Annotated in this window: 18 protein-coding genes; 10 read left to right on the forward strand and 8 right to left on the reverse strand. The window is 70.8% G+C overall.

What is annotated here, in order from left to right:
- Positions 1-6 precede the first annotated feature (6 nt).
- From ACFPLC_RS11435 to ssd, 4 genes are all read right to left on the reverse strand, one after another.
- The gene (locus tag ACFPLC_RS11435; protein ID WP_378200489.1) at positions 7-720 is read right to left on the reverse strand and encodes a type II secretion system F family protein; all 714 of its coding nucleotides are present in this window, start codon (positions 718-720) and stop codon (positions 7-9) included.
- Positions 717-1,475, reverse strand: a complete 759-nt coding sequence (locus ACFPLC_RS11440; RefSeq protein WP_378200492.1) for a type II secretion system F family protein — start codon at positions 1,473-1,475, stop codon at positions 717-719. The genes ACFPLC_RS11435 and ACFPLC_RS11440 overlap by 4 nt, the downstream gene beginning before the upstream one ends.
- 64 nt (positions 1,476-1,539) lie before the next feature.
- Positions 1,540-2,691, reverse strand: coding sequence for a TadA family conjugal transfer-associated ATPase (locus ACFPLC_RS11445; protein WP_378200495.1), 1,152 nt, complete (start codon positions 2,689-2,691; stop codon positions 1,540-1,542).
- Positions 2,692-3,037: 346 nt separating this feature from the next.
- On the reverse strand, positions 3,038-4,105 hold the full coding sequence (gene ssd, locus ACFPLC_RS11450; RefSeq protein WP_378200497.1) for a septum site-determining protein Ssd: 1,068 nt from the start codon (positions 4,103-4,105) through the stop codon (positions 3,038-3,040).
- A 636-nt stretch (positions 4,106-4,741) separates the two neighbouring features.
- Between ssd and ACFPLC_RS11455 the strand changes: the two genes are divergently transcribed.
- The 7 genes from ACFPLC_RS11455 (at position 4,742) to nicT (ending at position 14,418) form a co-directional block, all read left to right on the forward strand.
- Complete coding sequence (locus ACFPLC_RS11455; RefSeq protein ID WP_378200500.1) at positions 4,742-5,572, forward strand: HAD family hydrolase; 831 nt, start codon at positions 4,742-4,744, stop codon at positions 5,570-5,572.
- 774 nt (positions 5,573-6,346) lie between these two features.
- A complete protein-coding gene (locus tag ACFPLC_RS11460) occupies positions 6,347-8,086 on the forward strand; it encodes a glycoside hydrolase family 3 protein (protein ID WP_378200559.1) in 1,740 nt (579 codons plus the stop codon).
- Entirely contained in the window at positions 8,083-9,336 is a 1,254-nt protein-coding gene (locus ACFPLC_RS11465) for an exo-beta-N-acetylmuramidase NamZ family protein (protein ID WP_378200503.1), read from the forward strand. Before ACFPLC_RS11460 ends, ACFPLC_RS11465 begins: the two co-directional genes overlap by 4 nt.
- Positions 9,337-9,347: 11 nt before the next feature.
- Positions 9,348-11,105 (forward strand): serine hydrolase, encoded by a 1,758-nt coding sequence (locus ACFPLC_RS11470; RefSeq protein WP_378200506.1) that lies wholly within the window; start codon positions 9,348-9,350, stop codon positions 11,103-11,105.
- A gap of 238 nt (positions 11,106-11,343) precedes the next feature.
- Positions 11,344-12,318: a MurR/RpiR family transcriptional regulator gene (locus ACFPLC_RS11475; RefSeq protein WP_446681648.1), complete on the forward strand. Its 975-nt coding sequence runs from the start codon at positions 11,344-11,346 to the stop codon at positions 12,316-12,318.
- 23 nt (positions 12,319-12,341) lie between these two features.
- On the forward strand, positions 12,342-13,271 hold the full coding sequence (locus tag ACFPLC_RS11480; protein ID WP_378200512.1) for an N-acetylmuramic acid 6-phosphate etherase: 930 nt from the start codon (positions 12,342-12,344) through the stop codon (positions 13,269-13,271).
- A gap of 55 nt (positions 13,272-13,326) precedes the next feature.
- Entirely contained in the window at positions 13,327-14,418 is a 1,092-nt protein-coding gene (gene nicT / locus ACFPLC_RS11485) for a Nickel transporter NicT (RefSeq protein WP_378200514.1), read from the forward strand.
- Here the strand turns inward: nicT and ACFPLC_RS11490 are convergent.
- Together ACFPLC_RS11490 and ACFPLC_RS11495 are read right to left on the reverse strand one after the other, a co-directional pair.
- A complete protein-coding gene (locus tag ACFPLC_RS11490; protein ID WP_378200517.1) occupies positions 14,415-15,137 on the reverse strand; it encodes a Fic family protein in 723 nt (240 codons plus the stop codon). The two genes, nicT and ACFPLC_RS11490, sit on opposite strands and share 4 nt — an antisense overlap.
- Positions 15,134-15,631 carry a phosphoribosyltransferase gene (locus ACFPLC_RS11495; protein WP_191312649.1) on the reverse strand — a complete coding sequence of 166 codons (498 nt, stop codon included), beginning with the start codon at positions 15,629-15,631 and terminating at the stop codon, positions 15,134-15,136. The genes ACFPLC_RS11490 and ACFPLC_RS11495 overlap by 4 nt, the downstream gene beginning before the upstream one ends.
- Positions 15,632-15,745: 114 nt before the next feature.
- Here ACFPLC_RS11495 and ACFPLC_RS11500 point away from each other — a divergent pair, with 114 nt between their 5' ends.
- The 3 genes from ACFPLC_RS11500 to ACFPLC_RS11510 all read left to right on the forward strand — a co-directional run bounded on the left by ACFPLC_RS11500 (position 15,746) and on the right by ACFPLC_RS11510 (position 19,060).
- The gene (locus ACFPLC_RS11500) at positions 15,746-16,348 is read left to right on the forward strand and encodes a GNAT family N-acetyltransferase (RefSeq protein WP_378200520.1); all 603 of its coding nucleotides are present in this window, start codon (positions 15,746-15,748) and stop codon (positions 16,346-16,348) included.
- A gap of 100 nt (positions 16,349-16,448) precedes the next feature.
- Positions 16,449-18,431, forward strand: a complete 1,983-nt coding sequence (gene acs, locus ACFPLC_RS11505) for an acetate--CoA ligase (protein ID WP_378200523.1) — start codon at positions 16,449-16,451, stop codon at positions 18,429-18,431.
- Positions 18,432-18,574: 143 nt separating this feature from the next.
- Positions 18,575-19,060, forward strand: a complete 486-nt coding sequence (locus ACFPLC_RS11510) for a DUF6319 family protein (RefSeq protein WP_378200526.1) — start codon at positions 18,575-18,577, stop codon at positions 19,058-19,060.
- A 54-nt stretch (positions 19,061-19,114) separates the two neighbouring features.
- Here the strand turns inward: ACFPLC_RS11510 and ACFPLC_RS11515 are convergent, their stop codons facing one another.
- On the reverse strand, positions 19,115-19,336 hold the full coding sequence (locus ACFPLC_RS11515; protein WP_378200529.1) for a hypothetical protein: 222 nt from the start codon (positions 19,334-19,336) through the stop codon (positions 19,115-19,117).
- 129 nt (positions 19,337-19,465) lie between these two features.
- On the reverse strand, positions 19,466-20,599 hold the full coding sequence (locus ACFPLC_RS11520; RefSeq protein ID WP_378235806.1) for an ISAs1 family transposase: 1,134 nt from the start codon (positions 20,597-20,599) through the stop codon (positions 19,466-19,468).
- Positions 20,600-20,785 lie beyond the last annotated feature (186 nt).

Consider the following 20,785-nt stretch of genomic DNA (forward strand, 5'->3'; position numbering starts at 1 on the left):
TCGTGGTCAGAAGAGCGGGCCGAGCCGCCCGGCGAGGCCGAGGACGACCGGGAGCACGCCCAGGCAGAAGAAGGCCGGCAAGAAACACAGTCCGACCGGCAGGGCGAGCGCCACCCCGGCCCGCTCGGCGCGCTCCTCGGCTTCGGTGGCCAGCTCGTCGCGCAGACGTCCGGCGAGGTCGCCGGCCGCCGTGGCGAACGCCGCGCCGGAACGGGACGTCCGGATCGCCGCGGCGGCCAGTTCGCCGAAACCCGGGACAGCCCGCACCGGCGCCCAGGCCTCGTCCGGCCGGGAGCCGAGAGCGAGCAGCCCGGCCGTCGAGGTCAGCGCCGTCCTCGCTGCTGCGGGCGCCACGCCGGCCACGGCCCCCAGCGCCGAGGGCACCGGCAGCCCTGCGCGCAGGCAGGCGGCGAGGAGGTCGAGCGTTCCCGCCAGCCGCAGCTTGGCGGCGATGTCCCCGGCCGGTGGTCGCGGGCGGCGGGTGCGGCGGATCGCCCACCACCCGGTCGCGGTCACGATCGTGCCCGCCACCACCCCGGCGATCCCGCCGACCAGCACCGCCGTCGAGATACCGCCCACCGCCGCCGCGATGTGGGGTACCGCGCGGTGCCCCCTGCGGACGGGCTTCGGGCCGGTCAGCTGGATGAAGCGCCGCGCGATGGCTTCGTCCGGCCAGCTCAGCAGGGCCCCGGCGAAGAGCACGAGCGCGATCGCGGTCACCGGATCCGCACCTGTCCGGTCAAGGCGCGGCACCAGGCCGTGCCCGCCCAGAGCAGGACGCACCCGGCGACCAGCAGCACTTGGCCCGGTGTGCTGCCGGTCAGTACCGACAGCGGCGCCGCACCCATGGCTTGCCCGAGCAGCACGCAGAGGACGGGCAGCCCGGTGAGCACCGCCGCGCTCGCCCGCGGCCCGGCCAGCTTGGCACGCATGCGGCGGCCGAACGCCAGACCGGCTTCGGCGTCGCGGCGGGCTGCGTCGAGGACGTCGGCCGTCGGGAGGCCGTGGCGCTGGCCCAGCGTCCAGGCCGCGGCCAGTTGGGGCAGGGCCGGGGCGCGCAACTCGGTGTCGAGCCGGGCCGCCGTCGCCAGGGCGCGGAGGTCGTCGGCCACCGCCGGGACTACGTCCGCGGCGGCTTCGGCGGCCGTGACCGGATGGGCACCGGAGCGGAGCTCGGCCACCATCGTCCGCAGCGCGGTCGCGGTGTGTGCGGCCATCGTCAGGTCCGCGGTGGCTCGGCGGTGGGCTCGCCACTCCTGGCTCCACGCCAGTGTCAGCACGCCGGCGGCGATCGCGCCGCCGGTTCCCGCGAGCAGTCCGGCGATGGCGGCCGGGAGCAGCCAGCGGACGACGCGCCACACCTCGGGGACCCGGACGGTGGCCGGTGGCTCGATCGCGACCTGGAGCCGGTTCGGAGGCGCCGGCCAGCACGCCAGCGCCGCACCCACGCACAACGGGAGCCACGGGGTGATCATCGCCGCCTCCTTCGCTGACGCGGAAAAGCGTTCAACAGCAGGGAAATCCGCACCAAGAGGAGGCTCAGCACGCGATCGCCCCCGACGTTGCGAACAGGTGCCGGTCGACCGTCCACCGGCCCGCGCGCCACACCGGCACGACCCGGGCCCGGCCGTGTTCCGCGCGGAGCACGCCGACTTCGGCGAGGCGACGGCGGCCGCCGGCTTCGCGCCGCATGTGCAGCACCACGCGGATCGCGGCGACCAGCTGGCTGTGCACGGCATCGCGGCCGAGCCCGCCGAGCGCGGCCAGTGCTTCGATGCGGGCGGGCACCTCGGCCGGGGAGTTGGCGTGGACGGTGCAGGCGCCGCCGTCGTGGCCGGTGTTGAGCGCGGTGAGCAGTGCGCCGACCTCGGCGCCGCGGACCTCGCCGACCACCAGCCGGTCGGGACGCATGCGCAGCGCCTGGCGCACGAGCTCGGGCAGGCCGACCGCGCCCGCACCCTCCACATTGGGCGGTCTGGCGACGAGGCCGACGAACTGCGGGTGCGCGGGCTGCAGCTCGCCGGCGTCCTCGACGCTGACGATCCGTTCGCCCGGGTCGACGGCGCCCAGCAGCGCGGCCAGGAGCGTGGTCTTGCCCGCGCCCGTGCCGCCGGTGACGAGGAACGCCATCCGCTTCGAGACGACGGTGCGGAGGAGGTTGGCACCGGCCTCGTCGAACGCGCCGAGTTTACCGAGCGTGGTGAGGTCGTGCGTCGCCGGGCGCAGGACGCGGAGGGACAGGCAGGTGCCGCCGGCCGCGATCGGCGGGAGGACGGCGTGCACGCGGATGCGGCCGTGGGGGCCCGCGGCGGGGAGCCAGCCGTCGACGTAGGGCTGGGCGTCGTCGAGGCGGCGCCCGGCTGCGAGGGCGAGGCGCTGAGCCAGGCGGCGGACGGATTCTTCGTCCTTGAACCGGATGCCGGTGCGAGTGAGGCCTTGCGGGCCGTCCGTCCAGACCTCATGCGGGCCGGTGACGAGCACGTCGGTGGTGGCGGGGTCGTCGAGAAGTGGAGCCAGCGGGCCGGCGCCGACGAACTCGTCGCGGGCTTGGCGGGCGGCGTCGAGCACGGCCTCGTGGCCGAGGGCGCCGCCTGCTTCGGCGCGGACTGCGGTCGCGACGGCGACCGGGTCGGCCTGGCGGCGGTCGCCGGCCAGGCGGTTGCGGACGCGGTCCACGAAGTCGGTGGTCATGAGTTCGCCCGTCTTGCTCGGTGGGTGGGTTTCCGGGTGGCCGGTCGCGGATCGCGGGATGCGGTGACTCGGGTGCCTGGAGGGGAATGCGGTGGCGCGAGGTCGCGAGGTGCGGCCGGTGGGCTGCCGCGAAGTGCGGTCACGCGAGTGCCTTGCGACGGACAGCGGCCCGGCGTTGGCGGGGGCTGCGCCGTCAGAGCGGATGCCGCGGGTGTCTTCGGCTGGGTGGGCAGCAGCCTCGAGATCGTTGCCGGGGACCGGGTCAGGAGGCTCAACACCGTGGGCAGCAGCAGGTCCGACACTCTGGTCGGGGCGCCGCTCGCGCGGAGTTCGGCGGCCGTGGGAGTCATTGGGCGGCCGCCTCTGCCTCGCTGCGGGCTATCGAAAGGATCTTGCCCGCCGCCGCGGCGAGGGGGCCTCTTCGTTTCGCCGGGAACTCGGCGCGTTCCAGTGCTTGCCAGACGCCGCGCTCCGGGGGCATGGAGGCCAGCACGGGCGGGCCGATGAGGGCGGCCCCACCCGCGGCCGGGTCCCCCGAGTGTCCACAGAGGACTAGACCGATGCGGGCCGTCAGTTCCTGTAGCCGGCACAGCACCTTCTTCGCCGCCAGGCATGCTCGGTACTCCAGCGGCACCAGCAGCACCACCAGGTCGGCCCGCAACACCGCCTCCTCGGACGCCTCACCGAGGGCGCGCGGGAGGTCGCACACCACCGTGCGGCCCGTGCGGCGACCGGAGGACAGGATCGCCGACAACGACCCGGGATCGGGGCCTGCGCCTTCGGGCCCGGACGCGAGCACCGGGAGACTGCCGCCGCGGTGCCTTCGCTGCGGGAGGTCGGCGACCAGTGACGACACCGATGCCCGGCCGCTCAGCCGCACGGCCGGCCAGCGTGCTCCGGCCGTCTTTTCCAAGCCGAGCAACACGTCCAGGCCGCCACTGAGCGGATCGCAGTCGAGCAGCAGGGCGCCGCCCGGTTCGCAGTCGGCCGCCAGCGCCAGCGTCGCCGCGAACACGGACGCGCCCGCACCGCCCCGGCCGCCGACCACGCCGAGCACCAGACCGGGTTGCTCCGCCGGTGTCTCGACGACGTCGGCGAACGCTCCGGCGAGCTCGGACTCCTCTTCGGGCAACGAGATCACGCGGTCGAAGCCGCCGCGGTACGCGTGCTCCCACGCCGCCTGTCCTGGGCCGCCCTTGCAGACCAGGACGATCCCGCGGCGGCGGGGCAGCACCGGTGAGTGCCGCACGGTTTCTTCGTCGAGGACCACCAGTGGCGCGCGGGCCCAGTGCCCGCTCGCCGCCGTCAGGTCCGGGGCGCGGTCGAGTTCGCAGCCCGCGACCGCGGCCACGCGCAGCACCTCGTCGAGCACGGTTTCGTCCGCGGCGATCACCAGCGGTCGTTCCCCCGTCATGCGTTCCTCCCCCGTCGTCGGTGCGGGCCGTGGGTGGCCCGGGTTCCACCGTCGCGGGCGGGGACGGGGTGGCACAACGGGTCGGACGGCCGGCTGTGGACAACCGGGGTGTTGTGGACAACTGCCGCCCGCGGACCCGCTCGCGGATCGGTTCCGCCGGTGGGCTGTGGCAGGATCCCGGCCGCGCGTCACGCATCTGCGGCCGAAATCAGCACGAATATCCGCACGCCAAGATTCGTGTCCGTCGCGAACCCCCGATTCGTGACGCACCGGAAAATGGCCGAAGGTTAACGGAAGGCAAGAAATCCGCGCCCGCCGCGAGAAGGCATGAATCCGGCCACGGTAAAGACAACCGGAAAGGCAAACGGAAGGTAAGAGGGCGGCCCCCGCCAGGGGGGAGGGACGGGGGCCGCCGTGGGTTCAGCCCCGGGGGGTCGGACTGAACCGGCCCGGTTGGACACCGGGCTCCCTCACTGTAACTCCGCCCGGCGCCGGTTCGCGCACCGGATCAGGCACACAGTTCGGTAACGGCACAGCGCGCCCGAAGTGCCTGCCTGTCATGGATTTTCCGCCCGGCGCGACGCGCGCGTGGTGGATCAACGGGACGCGCGGCGATCAAGCTCCTATCCTGGGCGGGTGGCCGAACCGAGCAGCGCGCCGTCGCGCATCCGGAAGCCGGGCCCGGAGCACGCGGTGGCCGCGTTCTTCGACCTGGACAAGACGATCATTGCTTCGTCGAGCGCGCTGGCGTTCAGCAAGCCGCTCCTCAAAGAAGGATTGATCAACCGTCGCGCCGCGTTGCGAAGCGCATACGCGCAGCTGGTGTTCTCGCTCGCGGGCGCCGACGAGAACAAAACCGAGCGGCTGCGCGCCGAAGTTTCCGCGTTGTGCGCCGGCTGGGACGTCGCCCAGGTTTCGGCGATCGTCCGCGAGACCCTGCACGACGTCGTCGACCCGCTCGTGTACGCCGAGGCGGCCGAGCTGATCGCGCGGCACCGCGAGGACGGGCACGACGTGATCGTGTTGTCGGCGACCGGAGAAGAGGTCGTCGCGCCGGTGGCGGAGATGCTCGGGGCGACCCGGAGCGTTGCCACACGGATGCAGATCGTCGACGGCCGCTACTCCGGCGAAGTCGACTTCTACTGCTATGGCGCCAACAAGGCCGTGGCCGCGAAGCAGCTCGCCGCGACCCACGGCTACGACCTCGCCGAGTGCTTCGCCTACACCGACTCGAGCACCGACATCCCACTGCTCGAGGTCGTCGGGCATCCGCACGCGGTCAACCCGGACAAGCTCCTGCGGCGCGAGGCTCTCGAGCGCGGCTGGCCGATCCTGGCCTTCGACCGGCCGATGTCGCTGCGCACCCGGATGCCGACCCGCTCGGCCGGGATGGTGGCGCTCGGCGTCGGCGCGGTGGCCGCCGGGGCGACCTGGTACGGCCTCAACCGTCGCCGTCGGTCCCGCTGACCGGACAGCCGCCACCCACACGGCCGTACGGCCTCCACTTTGCCAGGCCCAGCCCCGAATTGTCCGTCGCGGAGGGTGCCGGTGTCACCCGATCCAGCCTCTGTACCGGTGCACCCGTCCGCGCACTTGAAGTGACCGGGCTCACGGCGTAGAAAGTAGGTGCGGACGTTCGGTCGGCCAGGGAACAGGTAGAAGAGAAGCCTGTTCCACCCCGGCAAACCTCCGTGCGCGGACTCCGGGTACCCACGCGCAGCGCGCCGCGGGAGGCTCGTCGTCTAGGGACTGCGTAGTGGGACGCCACACGCCGAGTCCATGTAGGTACGACCAGAGTTGCACGCTTGGTCGCCCGAGAAGTTCGCGCTTGCAGGCGGCGCCCGTGGCTTCGGCCACGGGCGCCGCCTCGTCTATCTGGGGGTAGGCACCGGGCATCTCCTGTGATCGGCCGGGCATCACGCGTGATTGGAGGGGCATCTCGCGTGATTGGAGGGGCATCACGCGTGATTGAAGGCAGGACTCGCGTGATTGAAGACGGGACTCGGCGTCCGTTCGGAGCCGGGTGCATCTTGCGAACGGAGAATTTCCTACCGATCCGGGTACGACTGGGCCGTTCGTGCGGTCGGTCGATGGACAGCGCCGGATTCGGTGAGTAGCTTCCCGATATTGGCGCCTCCGAGTGGACTTCTGACGTCCCGACCGGCGCCCGCTACTTCTGGGAGGCTGGTCGTGACGACCCGAAATCGGAGGTTCCATGCGCTCGCCCTGCCCGTCGCGGGGGTGCTCGCCTTCACTGGTGTGGGTGTCGCGACCGCGGCGAGCGCACCGCGGGTGAGCGCCGAAGCGCAGGCCGAGGCCGCCGCCACGCAGGCGCTGCGGGGGCTGACGCTCGAGCAGAAGGTCGGGCAGCTCTTCGTGACCTGGGTGAACGGCAAGACCGCCGACGAGGTCAACCCGAAGAACCAGGCCGACTTCGGCGTCGACACCCCGGCGCAGGTCGTCGCGAAGTACCACCTCGGCGGGGTCATCTACTTCGACAACGCCACGCGCGACAACTTCGACAACCCCGTGCAGGTCGCGAAGCTGTCCAACGGCCTCCAGAAGGCCGCCATCACCAGCGGGGCGCACATCCCGCTGCAGATCGCCGCCGACCAGGAGGGCGGCACCGTCACGCGGATGGGCGCGCCGGCCACCGAGTTCCCGAACGCTATGGCCATCTCCGCCGGGCGGGACACGGACCGCGCGACGCAGGCCGCGACCATCCTCGGCCGGGAGCTGCGCGCCGTCGGGATCAACCAGGACTTCGCGCCCGATTCCGACGTCAACTCCAACCCCGTCAACCCGGTCATCGGGGTCCGGTCGTTCTCCGGCCAGCCGGGCCTGGCCAGCGACTTCGTCACCGCCGAGCTGAAGGGCTTCGAGAAGTCCGTCGCGGCGACGGCCAAGCACTTCCCCGGGCACGGCGCCGCGCCGACCGACAGCCACACCGGGCTGCCGCGGATCGACAGCACCGAGGCGTACTGGCGCACCAACGACGTGCCGCCATTCAAGGCCGCGATCGCGGCCGGCGTCGACTCGATCATGAGCGCGCACATCCAGTTCCCGAGCCTCGACCCGTCGCTCGAACCCGCGACGCTGTCGAAGCCGATCATCACCGACCGCCTGCGCACCGAACTGGGCTACAACGGCGTCGTGATCACCGATTCCCTCGAGATGGAGGGCGTGCGCAAGCTGCACAGCGACGCCGAGATCCCGGTGCTCGCGCTCAAGGCGGGCGTCGACCAGCTGCTCATGCCCGTGCACCTCGAGTTCGCCATCAACTCGGTCCTCGCCGCGGTCAGGTCCGGTGACATCCCGATGCGGCGGATCGACCAGAGCGTGCTGCGCGTGCTGAAGCTGAAGTTCAAGCGCGGCATCCTGTTCTCGCCGTTCGTGAACCCGGACATGGTCATGAAGACCGTCGGCGTCCCGGCCAGCCTCAAGACCGCCCAGGACATCGCCGACCGCGGCATCACGGCCATCGCGAACGACGCCGGTCTCCTGCCCCTCAAGCAGAAGCCCGCGACGGCGCTCGTCACCGGGTGGGGCGTCTCGACGACGGCGAACCTCGCCCAGAAGCTGACCGCGCACGGCACGGCCGCGACGGCCCTCCAGACCGGCCAGACCCCGACGGACGCCCAGGTCGCGCAGGCCGTCGCCCAGGCGCAGAACGCCGACCTCGTCGTCGTCCTGACCAACAACATCGCCACCTACCCCCTGCAGACCAAGCTGCTCGACGCGCTGCAGGCCACCGGGAAGCCGGTCGTCGCGGTCGCCGCGCAGATCCCGTACGACGCCGGGTACCCGAGCGCCGTGCGGACGTGGCTGGCCACCTACGGCTACATCGGGCCGACCCTCGAAGCCCTGGCCAAGGTGATCCTCGGCGAGACGAAGCCGGTCGGGAAGCTGCCGGTCGACATCCCGGCGGGGGCCGACGTGCACACCGTGAAGTACCCCTTCGGCCACGGGCTGACGTGGTGAACCTCAACCGGCGGCACTTCCTCGGCGCGAGCGCGCTCGCCGTCCCGATGCTGGCGGGCGGCTCGGCCGTCGCCGGAGCGCAGCCGGAAGCAGCACACCCGAACCGCGTCCTGACCGGCGCCGAGCAGCTGGCCGCGCAGGGCTGGGGACCGCTGAAGGGCCGCAAGCTCGGGGTGCTCTCCAACCCGACCGGCGTGCTGCTGAACGGCGACCACATCGTCGACTCGATGGTCGCGGCCGGCGTGAAACCGGTGGCGGCCTTCGGCCCCGAACACGGCTTCCGCGGCAGCGCGCAGGCCGGTGGTTCCGAAGGCGACTACACCGACCCTCGCACCGGCATACCGGTCTATGACGCGTACGGCGTCGACGCGACGAAGCTCGCTTCGCTGTTCACCAAGGCCGGCGTCGACACGGTGGTGTTCGACATCGCCGACGTCGGCGCCCGGTTCTACACCTACATCTGGTCGCTCTACACCGCGATGGTGGCCGCGGCGCAGGTCGGCGCCACCCTCGTCGTGCTGGACCGGCCGAACCCGCTCGGCGGCCGGGCGGCCGGGCCGGTGCTCGACCCCAAGTTCGCCTCCGGCATCGGCCGGCAGCCGATCGCCCAGCAGCACGGCATGACCGTCGGCGAGCTCGCCCGCTTCTTCGCGGGAGAGTTCCTGCCGGGCGAGAAGGTGAAGCTCGACGTCGTCCAAGTCCGCGGCTGGCGGCGTGACACGCTCTTCGCGCAGACCGGGCTGAACTGGGTGCTGCCGAGCCCGAACATGCCGACGCCGGACACCGCGCTCGTCTACCCGGGCACCGGGATGTTCGAAGGCACGGTGTTCTCCGAGGGCCGCGGCACCACCCGGCCGTTCGAGATCATCGGCGCGCCCGGGCTCGACTGGCGCTGGCGCGAGAAGCTCGAAGACGAGCAGCTGCCCGGAGCGAAGTTCCGTGAGACGTACTTCGTCCCCACGTTCAGCAAGTTCGTCAACCAGACGTGCGGGGGCGTGCAACTGAGCGTCGAGGACCCGCGGGCCTTCGACGCCATCCGGACGGCCGTCGCCATGCTCGTGACGGCGAAGGCCGTGCACCCGGACGTGTTCGCGTGGCGCCCCGACAACTACATCGACAAGCTGTCCGGGTCCGACCGGCTCCGGACCATGGTCGACGCCGGCGCGGGCGTCAACGAGGTCACCGGCGCCTGGCGGGCCGAGCTGGCCGAATTCGACCAGAGACGCCGCCACTACCTGCTCTACCGCTGAGGGGGAGACTCGTGCGTGCTAGGAAGGTGCTCGTCGCGGCCACCGGAGTACTGGTCGCACTGACCACACTGACCTCGGGAGCCGGCGCCATCACCAGCCACGACCCGGTGGCCGGCCGCTTCGACCGGCCGCAGCAGGGGTTCGCCCCGCCGTGGACGGCGCTGCGCGACGGACGGCCCCAGGACGTCAACCTGGACCCGGCGCCGATCAAGGCGGCCGAGGACTTCCTGGCGAGCTGGACGAGGCCGGACTCCTCCGGGCACCCGCACTTCTCCGGGGCGGTCGGCCTGCTCGCGCACGACGGCGTGGTCGTCGACCGGTACGCGGTCGGCGGCGCGCTGCGGTACGCCGACGCCCAGGGCACCGAACTGCCGCTCGCCCAGCAGGTCCCCATGAAGAACGACACGATCTTCGACATGGCTTCGATCTCGAAGCTGTTCACCTCGATCGCCGTCCTGCAGCTGGCCGAACGCGGGCAGTTCACCATCGACACCCCGGTCAGCCGCTTCTTCCCGGAGTTCGCCACCGGCGACAAGGCCGCCATCACCGTCAAGATGCTGCTCACGCACACCTCCGGCTTCGACGCCGACCCGATCCCGTCGCTCTGGGCGGGCTACCCCGACATCCCGTCGCGCCGGCAGGCCGTGCTCGACAGCCCGCTGAAGAACAAGCCGGGGACGACGTACCTCTACTCCGACATCAACCTGCTGACGCTCGGCTTCATCGTCGAGAAGCTGACCGGGCAGTCACTGGACAAGGTCGTCCACGACCGGATCACCGCGCCGCTCGGCATGATCGACACCGGGTACAACCCGCCCGCGGCGAAGCTGAACCGGATCGCCGCGACGGAGTTCGAGGCGAACCCGCCGCGCGGGATGGTGCGCGGCAGCGTGCACGACGAGAACGCCTGGTCGCTCGGCGGCGTCGCCGGGCACGCGGGCGTGTTCAGCACCGCGGGCGACATGGCTGTCCTCGCCCAGGCGATCCTCAACGGCGGCAGCTACCACGGGCACCGGATCCTGCGGCCGGAGACCGTCCGGCAGATGCTGACGAACTACAACCAGCAGTTCCCGGACGACTCGCACGGCCTCGGCTTCGAGCTCGACCAGCCCTGGTACATGGGTGCGCTGGCGTCGCCGGTCACCGCCGGGCACACCGGGTACACCGGAACGACGCTGGTCATCGACCCGGAGTCCCGCTCGTTCGCGATCCTGCTGACCAACCGGGTGCACCCGTCCCGGAACTGGGGCTCGATCAACACCGCCCGCCAGGTCTGGGCGACGTCGCTGGCCAGGGCCATGGCGGTGCGGCCGGTCGCCGGGAAGGACGCCTGGGCGAGCACGCTGGGTAACGCCAGCGTTGCTACGCTCAGTACTCGCGCCTTTACTACGCACAGCGATCAAGCGCGGGTGTCGTTCGCCGCTTTCGTGGACACCGAGGGCAGCGGTGATCCACTTCAGCTGCAGGCCAGTACCGACGGCGTGAACTGGCAACCGATCGCCCTCTCGGTGTCCGGACCGGGGGCACCCTCCGGAACCGTGACGTCGCTCTCCGGACACGGGCACCGTGCCTGGTGGCGGGCGGTCGGCACGCTGCCGCAAGGCGCGTCGGTGAGCCTCCGCTGGCGTTACAGCACCGACCCGAGTTACACGGGACGGGGCGTTTCGGTCGACGGTGTGAAAGTCACCGAGAGCGGCCGATCACTCCTCGACGGTGAACGAGACCCCGCTGTTTTCATTGCAGAGGGTTGGCAGTTGACCTGTCGGTGACCGGCCGGTCGCCGAATGTCCACCGCAAGCCGGATTTTACCGTCCGCTTGCCGCTTGCACCGCGACACTAAGTTGCCAAGTCGTTAGCTTGACCTCGTTAACAAGGTCGACCTGGTTGGCGACTTTCTGGTCAGTGATTAATCGCAAATCCAGATCCGCAGACACGGACGGGTTGCGATCCGACCGAAGGGTGTGGGTAGCCTTGTCGCAGATGCCAACGGTTAGTAACTTTCCGACGGTGAGTGATACCGAATCCGTAGTCGGCACGGCACCGTCCGAGCCCGTATCGGTCCAGACGGCCGTGCGGGACGCGGACTCCAGCCCGCTGGTGCGGATCCGGTCCCTGCTCCCCGGCCTGGCCCGCGCCGAGCAGCGCGTGGCGAAGGTGGTGCTGGAAGACCCCGCGTCCGTCGCGCGGCGCAGCATCACCGAGGTGGCCCTGGCCGCCAACACGAGCGAGACCACGGTGACGCGGTTCTGCAAGGCCGTCGGCGTCGGCGGGTACCCGCAGCTGCGCATCGCGCTGGCCGCGGACACCGCGCGCACCGAGGCCCGCACCACCCGCAACCTCGGCGGCGAGATCGGCCCGGAGGACGACCTGGCCGCGGTGATCGGCAAGGTCAGCTTCGCCGACGCCCGCGCGGTCGAGGAGACCGCCGACCAGCTCGAGGTCGCCACCCTCGAGCGGGTGATCGAGGTCGTCGCGAACGCCGGCCGCGTGGACGTCTACGGCGTGGGCGCCAGCGCGTTCGTCGCCGCCGACCTGCAGCAGAAGCTGCACCGCATCGGCCGCGTGTGCTTCGCGTGGTCCGACACGCACATCATGCTCACCTCGGCCGCGGTGCTGAGCCCCGGTGACGTCGCGATCGGCGTCTCGCACACCGGCGCGACCACCGACACCGTCGAGGCGCTGCGCGTGGCGCGCGAGCACGGCGCGGTCACCATCGCCGTGACGAACTTCCCGCGTTCCCCGATCACCGAGGTCGCCGATCACGTTTTGACGACCGCGGCCCGGGAAACCACGTTCCGTTCGGGAGCGACGGCGAGCCGGATCGCCCAGCTCACCGTCATCGACTGCCTGTTCATCGGGGTCGCGCAGCGGCACATGGACGCGTCGGTCAGCGCGCTGGACGCGACCAGGGACGCAGTCGGATCGCACCGCTTGGGGGTCAGGCCGGACGGTCGTCGCCGTCCGCGGGAAACCGGCAAGTAATGACCGGAGAAAATGTGAGGCGCATGATGACCGTCCCCGTGCAGGCGGTGCACGTCGATTCGCCGACCGAGACCCGCAATCCCCGCACCAAGGACATCGACCTGATGTCCACCGCGGGGATCCTGGGCGCGATCAACGCCGAGGACCGCACGGTCCCCGGTGCCGTGGCCGCGGTGCTGCCCCAGGTGGCGCGCGCGGTGGACCACGCGGTGGACGCCCTACGGTCCGGGGGCCGGGTGCACTACGTCGGCGCGGGCACGTCCGGGCGGCTGGCCACCCTGGACGCGGCCGAGCTGGTGCCGACGTTCAACGTGCCGGGCGACTGGTTCATCGCGCACCACGCCGGCGGCGAGCGCGCGCTGCGCCACGCCGTCGAAAACGCGGAGGACGACTCGGCGGCGGGCGCCGCCGAGATGGCCGCGATGGTGCAGCCGGGTGACTTCGTGCTGGGGCTGACGGCGTCGGGCAGGACGCCGTACGTGCTGGGTGCGCTGGCCGCGGCGTCGCGCCAGGGCGCCCGGACCGGCCTGGTCTCGGGCAACGCCAAGGCCGCGAAGCCGGCCGGGGTGGACGTGCTCATCGCCGTCGACACCGGCCCGGAGGCGATCGCCGGTTCGACGCGGATGAAGGCGGGCACGGCGCAGAAGATGATCCTGACGTCGTTCTCCACCGCGACGATGATCAAGCTGGGCCGGACCTACTCCAACCTGATGGTCAGCATGCGGGCGACGAACGCGAAGCTGCGCGGCCGGACCATCCGGATCCTGCAGGAAGCCACCGGCATGACGATGGCGGACTGCTCGGACGCGCTCACCGAGGCCGGGGGCGACCTCAAGGTGGCGCTGGTGCACCTGCTGTCCGGCGAGGACGTCAAGAGCGCCGCGAAGGCGTTGCACACGTCCGGCGGGCACGTGCGCAAGGCGCTGGACACTCTCAGGGTGCGAGCCAGCTAGATCTTCATCTGTTCACCTGTCTAACCTCTCAGATGAGAGGGAAGGCCGGTGGGCGATGGCGGGCACGGACGAGGACTCGCGACGCGGCCTGTCGCGTCGCGAGTGGGTGTCGATCGGCGGGATGGCGGGGTTCGTCCTGCTGCTGAACGTCGTGGGCTGGGGCGTGCTCACGGCGTTCGTCGCGCCGCACCACTACGCGCTGGGCACGTCCGGCGTGTTCGGGATCGGGCTGGGGGTCACGGCGTTCACGCTGGGCATGCGGCACGCTTTCGACGCCGACCACATCGCCGCGATCGACAACACGACCCGCAAGCTGATGGGCGACGGCCAGCGGCCGCTGTCGGTGGGGTTCTGGTTCTCCCTCGGGCACTCCACGATCGTCTTCGTGCTCTGCCTGCTGCTGTCACTGGGCGTCCGCGCGCTGGCCGGGCAGGTCGAGGACGACTCGTCGGCGCTGCACCAGGCCACCGGCGTGATCGGGACGACGGTGTCCGGGGTGTTCCTGTACGTGATCGCGATCCTCAACCTGGTGGTGCTGGCCGGGATCCTGCGGGTTTTCCGGCAGATGCGCCGGGGTGAGTTCGACGAGGCCGCGCTGGAGCGGCAGCTGGACAACCGCGGCCTCATGAACCGGCTGCTGCGCGGGGCGACGAAGGCCGTGCGCAAGCCGTGGCACATCTACCCGGTCGGGCTGCTGTTCGGGCTGGGCTTCGACACCGCGACCGAGATCGGGCTGCTCGTGCTGGCCGCGGGCGCGGCGACGTTCGCGCTGCCCTGGTACGCGATCCTCGTGCTGCCGATCCTGTTCGCGGCCGGGATGACCCTGTTCGACACCGTGGACGGCTGCTTCATGAACTTCGCCTACGGCTGGGCGTTCGCGAAGCCGGTGCGCAAGATCTTCTACAACCTCACGGTGACCGCGCTGTCGGTCGCGGTGGCGCTGCTCATCGGGACGATCGAGCTGGTGTCGATCCTCGCCGAGAAGCTGGCCATCACGAGCGGGCCGCTGGCCGCGATCGCTTCGGTGGACCTGGACTACGTCGGCTTCGGGATCGTCGGACTGTTCGTGCTGACCTGGGTCGTCGCGCTGGCGGTGTGGCGGTTCGGGCGGATCGAAGAGAAGTGGTCGGCGAAGCTGACGGGCTAAGAAGCCGCGTCCGAGATGCTTTTCGCTTCGCGCGCGCCCGCCTCGAACGCTTCGCAGCAGAAGAGCAGCCACGCGCGTACGCCCTCCGGCGTCCCGCTCGCGAATCCCTCCGCCGCCTCGAGGTAACGCGGGACCCGGCGGAAGAACGCCACCTCGGGCACGCTCAACGACTTCGGGTCGAGGCCGGTCGCGACCATCGTCAGGCGGGCGGCCGCGCGGGCGACCACGCCGTCCGCGCTGCCGAACGGCTTGAGCGCCAGCAGTTCCCCGTGGACCACCGCCGTCAGGACCGGGCCCGGGACCGACGTCGCTCCGGTCACCAGCTGGGCCAGCAGCTCCAGCCGGCCGCCGCCGGACTGCGGGCGGCCCAGCGCGTCGAGGTCGTCGACGAGGTCCGCCGCGGCCAGGACGTGCAGGCGCGCCAGCGCCTGCAGCGGTGCGCGACGCCACGTCGGCAGCAGTGACTCCAGCGTCTCCGCGACGCGCAGCGCGCCGGCCAGGACCGGGTCGTCGACCGCGCCGTCGAGAGGGAGTTCCGGGTTGGCGCCCTCGATGCCGGCGGACGCGCGGGCGGCGCGCACGGACGCCTCGGCCGCCGTCGCCGCGCCGCCGCGGAGGTTCGCGGGGAGGCGGTGGACCGCAAAGACCGCGTCCTGCGCCGACTTCGCGGCCGCCGCGACGCCTTCGAGGTCGAGGAGGGGCTTCAAGGGGTCGCTCATGCGTCGAGCACCTGTCCTTCGCGGGTGACCACGGGCGGCAGCACCGACCACGGGAAGTTGATCCAGCGGTCGGTGTGCCGCCAGACGTACTCGCACTTCACCGTCGAGTGCGGCTTCTCGTAGACGACGGCCGAGCGGACCTCGGCGACGTGCTCGAGGCAGAAGTCGCGGACCAGCTTGAGCGTGGCGCCGGTGTCGGCGACGTCGTCGGCGATCAGCACCTTCTTGCTCGTCAGGTCGACGACGTTGGGCACCGGCGGCAGCATCACCGGCAGGTCGAGGCGCTGGTCGACGCCGGTGTAGAACTCGACGTTCATCACGTGCAGGTTCTTCACGTCGAGCGCGTAGCCGAGGGCACCGGCGACGAACAGGCCGCCGCGGGCGATGGAGAGGATGAGGTCCGGCGCGAAGCCGTCTTCGGCGATGGTGTGAGCCAGTTCACGGCTCGCCGTGCCGAACAGCTCCCAGCTCAGCTCTTCCCGCTCTTCGGCCATCGAGCCCGCCCTTCCCGTCGTGGTTCGCCGAGCATAGGCAACGCGGAAGTGGACTCCTGAAATGATCAGAAATTGGCTCTCCTGAGCAGCCACTGGCCGAACTACCGTGAGCGCGTGAGCGATTGGACCACGCAACCGACCCTCTCCGGCGAGCACGTCCGCCTGGAGCCGCTGTCCCCCGAGCACGCCAAGGGCCTGCTGGAGGCCGGCGCCGACCCGGGCATCTGGGCGTGGCTGAGCATCCGGCAGCCGGGGGATCTTCCCGCCGCCGAGCGGATGGTCGAGCAGGCGCTCGCCGATCCCGACCGCCGCCCTTTCGTGCAGATCGACCCGGCCTCCGGCCGCGTCGCCGGGACGACGTCGTACTACCAGGTCGTCGAGAAGCACCGGATCCTGTCGATCGGGCACACGTGGATCGGCGCGGACTGGCAGCGCACCGGGCTCAACACCGAGTCGAAGCTGCTGCTGCTCACGCACGCGTTCGAAACCCTTGGCGCGCAACGGGTCGCGTGGGAGACCGACATCCGGAACCTCCGCTCGCAACGCGCCATCGAACGGCTTGGCGCGCTTCGCGAAGGCGTCCTGCGCGCACACCGGATCCGGCCGGACGGGTCGTCGCGCGACACCGTCCTCTACTCGATGCTCGCGCCGGAATGGCCCGCTGCCAAGGCCCGGCTGAACGAACGCTTAGTCAGCGGGGCTCGCCGGGCACGGTGAACCGGCCCGGCCACGTGGGTGCAACCTTTTACAAGGCGGACTAACGTCGCTAGCGTGCCGCTAGCCGTCGTTTCGGCGCACTACAGGAGGCCTTGCAACCATGACCGAGCAGTCCCCCGCCCTGGACAACCTGCTCACCGAGAGCCGCACCTTCCCGCCCAGTGACGAATTCGCTGGCCAGGCCAACGCGAAGGCCGATCTCTACGCCGAAGCGGACGCCGACCGCGAAGCGTTCTGGGCCAAGCAGGCCGAGCGGCTCACGTGGGACACGAAGTGGACCACGGTACTGGACTGGACCAATGCGCCCTTCGCGAAGTGGTTCGTCGGCGGCAAGCTGAACGTCGCCTACAACTGCGTCGACCGGCACGTCGAGTCCGGCCACGGCGACCAGGTCGCGATCCACTGGGTCGGCGAGCCGGGTGACACCCGGGACATCACCTACGCCGAGCTGAAGACCGAGGTTTCCAAGGCCGCCAACGCACTCGCGTCGCTGGGCGTCACCGCCGGGGACGTCGTGGCGATCCAGCTGCAGATGGTCCCCGAGGCCATCTTCGCGATGCTCGCGTGCGCGCGGATCGGCGCGCTGCACAACGTCGTCTTCGGCGGCTTCTCCCCGACGGCGCTGCGAGCGCGTGTCGACGACGCCGCCGCGAAGGTCGTGATCACCTCCGACGGCCAGTTCCGCCGCGGCAAGGCCGCGCCGATGAAGGCCAATGTCGACGAAGCGCTCGAAGGCGCCGAGACCGTCGAGAAGGTCGTCGTCGTAAAGCGCACGGGCGACCAGCTCGAGGGTGACGTCCCGTGGACCGACGGCCGCGACCTGTGGTGGCACGAGCTCGTCGACGGACAGTCCGAAGAGCACACTCCCGAGGCGTTCGACAGCGAGCACCCGCTGTTCATCCTCTACACGTCCGGGACGACCGGGAAGCCGAAGGGCATTCTCCACACGTCGGGCGGCTACCTGACGCAGACCGCGTACACGCACCACAACGTCTTCGACCACAAGGCCGGCGAAGACGTCTACTGGTGCACCGCGGACATCGGCTGGATCACCGGCCACAGCTACATCGTCTACGGCCCGCTCGCCAACCGCGTCACGCAGGTCGTCTACGAAGGCACGCCGAACACCCCGCACGAGGGCCGGCACTGGGAGATCATCCAGAAGTACAAGGTCTCCCTCTACTACACCGCGCCGACGCTGATCCGCACGTTCATGAAGTGGGGCGCGGAGATCCCGGAGAAGTACGACCTGTCGTCGCTGCGGGTGCTGGGTTCGGTCGGCGAGCCGATCAACCCCGAGGCGTGGATCTGGTACCGCGAGAACATCGGCGCGGGCCGGACCCCGATCGTCGACACGTGGTGGCAGACCGAGACCGGCGCGATCATGATCTCGCCGCTGCCGGGCGTCACCTCGACCAAGCCGGGCTCGGCGCAGAAGGCGCTGCCGGGCATCTCCGCGAAGGTCGTCGACGACACCGGCGTCGAGGTCGGGCCCGGCGGTGGCGGGTACCTGGTGCTCGACAAGCCGTGGCCGTCGATGCTGCGCGGGGTCTGGGGCGACGAGGAGCGCTTCAAGGACACGTACTGGTCGCGGTTCAAGGACCAGGGCTTCTACTTCGCCGGCGACGGCGCGAAGTACGACAACGACGGTGACGTCTGGCTGCTCGGCCGCGTCGACGACGTGATGAACGTGTCCGGCCACCGCATCTCGACGACCGAGGTCGAGTCGGCGCTGGTCTCGCACCCGACGGTGGCCGAGGCCGCGGTCGTCGGCGCGACCGACCCGACGACCGGCCAGGGCATCGTCGCGTTCGTCATCCTGCGCGGCAACGCCGTCGACGGCGGCGAGGAGGCCATCCAGGCGCTGCGCAACCACGTCGCGAAGGAGATCGGGCCGATCGCGAAGCCGCGGCAGATCATGGTCGTGCCGGAGCTGCCGAAGACGCGCTCGGGCAAGATCATGCGCCGTCTCCTGCGCGACGTCGCGGAGAACCGGCAGGTCGGCGACGTCACCACGCTGGCCGACTCGACGGTGATGGACCTGATCTCGTCGGGCCTGAAGACGGGCAAGTCGGAGGAGTGAGCTAGCGTTCTCCTCGTCAGAGCCCTTCCGGCTTCGCGCCGGGAGGGCTCTGTCATGACACCCCCGAGTGGCACTAGTCGAACGCATGTTCTACGCTGTGCCGCGAACCACACCCACTTCCCGGGCAAGGAGACGACACGACGATGACCGTGGATGTCCTGACGCACGACGAGGAAACGGCTTCGGCTCCGGTTTCCGCTCCGGTTCCGGCTTCGGAGGTTTCCGCCGACGAGGCGGCCGTCACCGAGTCCGCGTCCCCGGCCTCTTCGGAGGGCGACGCTTCGCCCGCCGAGGAAGAGGCCCCGAAGCCGAAGCGCGGCCGCCCGAAGGGCGCGGCGACGGCGTCGACGGCGAAGAAGACCCGCACGGTCGAGCTGACCCTCACGGTCACCGGCACCGCCGACGGCGAGTGGCAGGCCGAGCTGAAGAACGGCTCGAAGTGGGTCGCCAAGGGCCTCGAGATCCCCGCCGCGGCGGTTTCGCGCGCGGCGAAGGAGCTGCACAGCGACCTCTCCGGCCCGATCGACGAGGTGATCAACCAGGCCCGCGAGGCGCAGGCCGCGAAGGTCGCCGCGCTGGAGGCCGAGCTCGAGAAGGCCAAGCAGGCCCTGGCTGAGCTGGACGCCTGAGCTTCACTCCGGGAGACGCCCGGTCCGCTGCTCGCGGGCCGGGCGTTTCCGCTTTCACGGCTTCAGGCGTGCTTCGAAGTCCGCCAGCCAGGCCCGGAAGTCGAGCGGGCCGTACAAGTACTTGCCCGGCGCAACAGGCATGTCCGCGCCCCACAGGTTCTGGATCGCGTCGAAGACCAGGTCGTCCTCGACTTCGCAGTCCGATCCGACCCACTGGCCGGCCCAGTCGGAGGCTTCGACGGCGGTGAGTCTTCCGGCAGCGAGGCCGCTCAGCACGTGCCGCACCTGTTCACGGGTCGGTTCCGCTGTTTCGCCGAGCTCCAAAGTGCATCGCCCTCCGCCGGCCCCGAAGAAAGCTGCCCCCACCCTGTCCCGGCAGGGCTCCGGCAAAGTCGTTTGTGCTGTTCATGGGGTGATTCCGAAGAGTGTGAGTGGTCGGGTGGGGGTGCGGGCGATGTGGCGGAGGGCTGTGGCGATGCTGTTGTGGCCTTGTGTGCGGAGGGCGCTGATGGCGAGGTTGCGCAGGGAGGCCATGGCGCGGGGTCCGGTGCCGGTGCGGACGCGGGAGGCGTCTTCGCGGTAGGTGGTGTCGCGGACCCAGTGCAGCCGGTTCTCGATGTGCCAGTGTCGGCGTAGGTGGGTGGCGATGGCGGCTGGGCTGGTGTCTGAGGGCAGGCTGGTGATGCCGTAACCGGTGTGGGTTTCGCGTGTTCCGGTGGTGCGGTCGGTGCGGTATCGGGTGACCTGGAAGACCTGTGTGCTGGCGGGGAAGCCGAGGTCGTCGGGGGCGGGCAGGGTCTCGATGGTGCGTTGTTCGAGGCGTCCGTGTCCGATTCCGGTGCTGGTGTGGTGGGTGGCCTGTGGCCAGGGCATTGTGGTGAGCCTGGTGTGGAGGCGGTGCTGGTTGGCTTTGACGGTGAACACGTAGTCCGCGTCGCGGCGGGTGAGGTAGCGGGCCAGGCCGCGGGTGGTGTGCAGGGCGTCGGCGGTGACCACGACACCGGCGAGGTCGATGCCCTCGAGCAGGGGTTGCATCCAGCTGATTTCGCTCGTTCCCCTGGTCACGTTCTGCTGGGCCAGCACGATCCCGTCCTCATGGGTCGGCGCGGAGAGCAGGTGCACGCCCGCTCCGCCGGTGCGGGCGAAGGTGCCGCGCAGGGATTTGCCGTCCACCGCGATCGCAGTTGGACCATCTGTTGTGGCGTTGATCCAGCAGCTGATCGCGGTGTCGAGGTCGTCGCCGTTGATGCCGGAGAGCACCCGCCGCACGGTGGCTTCGTCCGGGGCGATGTGCCGGTCGCGGCGGGGGTCGAACCGGGCGCCGAGGCGGGCCAGCACGCGCTGGGGTGCGTCGGCGGCCCATTCCCCGATCGCGGTGAACGACTGGGCCCCGGCAGCGACTGCGGCCGCGGCCAGCGCCAGAACCGATCCCAGCGAATGCCGCACCCCCCGCCGCTTCCGCGGATCAGGCACCAGGGCCAGGTAATCACGCAGATCAGCTGCTCGATCGAGGTCGGCGCAGGCCAGTCGGGTCAGCACGGCAGGGATGGGAGAAGATGCAACAGCAGGCACGGCTCTCTCACAGATCATGGGCTTCGACAACCACATGATCACCACCGAGAGCCGTGCCTGCCTGCACCAACACGACTTTGCCGGAACCCTGCCCTGTCCCGGGGGGACGTCCCAGTTCCAGTCTATCGGCCACCACCTGCGAAAACAGGCCGT

The organism is Amycolatopsis plumensis (assembly GCF_042652605.1).
Classification (GTDB): Bacteria; Actinomycetota; Actinomycetes; order Mycobacteriales; family Pseudonocardiaceae; genus Amycolatopsis; species Amycolatopsis plumensis.

Coding starts and splice junctions, on each gene's coding strand:
- acs (WP_378200523.1), top strand. CDS start 16,449: ATGACCGAGCAGTCCCCCGCCCTGGACAACCTGCTCACCGAGAGCCGC.
- ACFPLC_RS11495 (WP_191312649.1), bottom strand. CDS start 15,631: ATGGCCGAAGAGCGGGAAGAGCTGAGCTGGGAGCTGTTCGGCACGGCG.
- ACFPLC_RS11510 (WP_378200526.1), top strand. CDS start 18,575: ATGACCGTGGATGTCCTGACGCACGACGAGGAAACGGCTTCGGCTCCG.
- nicT (WP_378200514.1), top strand. CDS start 13,327: ATGGCGGGCACGGACGAGGACTCGCGACGCGGCCTGTCGCGTCGCGAG.
- ACFPLC_RS11490 (WP_378200517.1), bottom strand. CDS start 15,137: ATGAGCGACCCCTTGAAGCCCCTCCTCGACCTCGAAGGCGTCGCGGCG.
- ACFPLC_RS11445 (WP_378200495.1), bottom strand. CDS start 2,691: ATGACCACCGACTTCGTGGACCGCGTCCGCAACCGCCTGGCCGGCGAC.
- ACFPLC_RS11480 (WP_378200512.1), top strand. CDS start 12,342: ATGATGACCGTCCCCGTGCAGGCGGTGCACGTCGATTCGCCGACCGAG.
- ssd (WP_378200497.1), bottom strand. CDS start 4,105: ATGACGGGGGAACGACCGCTGGTGATCGCCGCGGACGAAACCGTGCTC.
- ACFPLC_RS11440 (WP_378200492.1), bottom strand. CDS start 1,475: ATGATCACCCCGTGGCTCCCGTTGTGCGTGGGTGCGGCGCTGGCGTGC.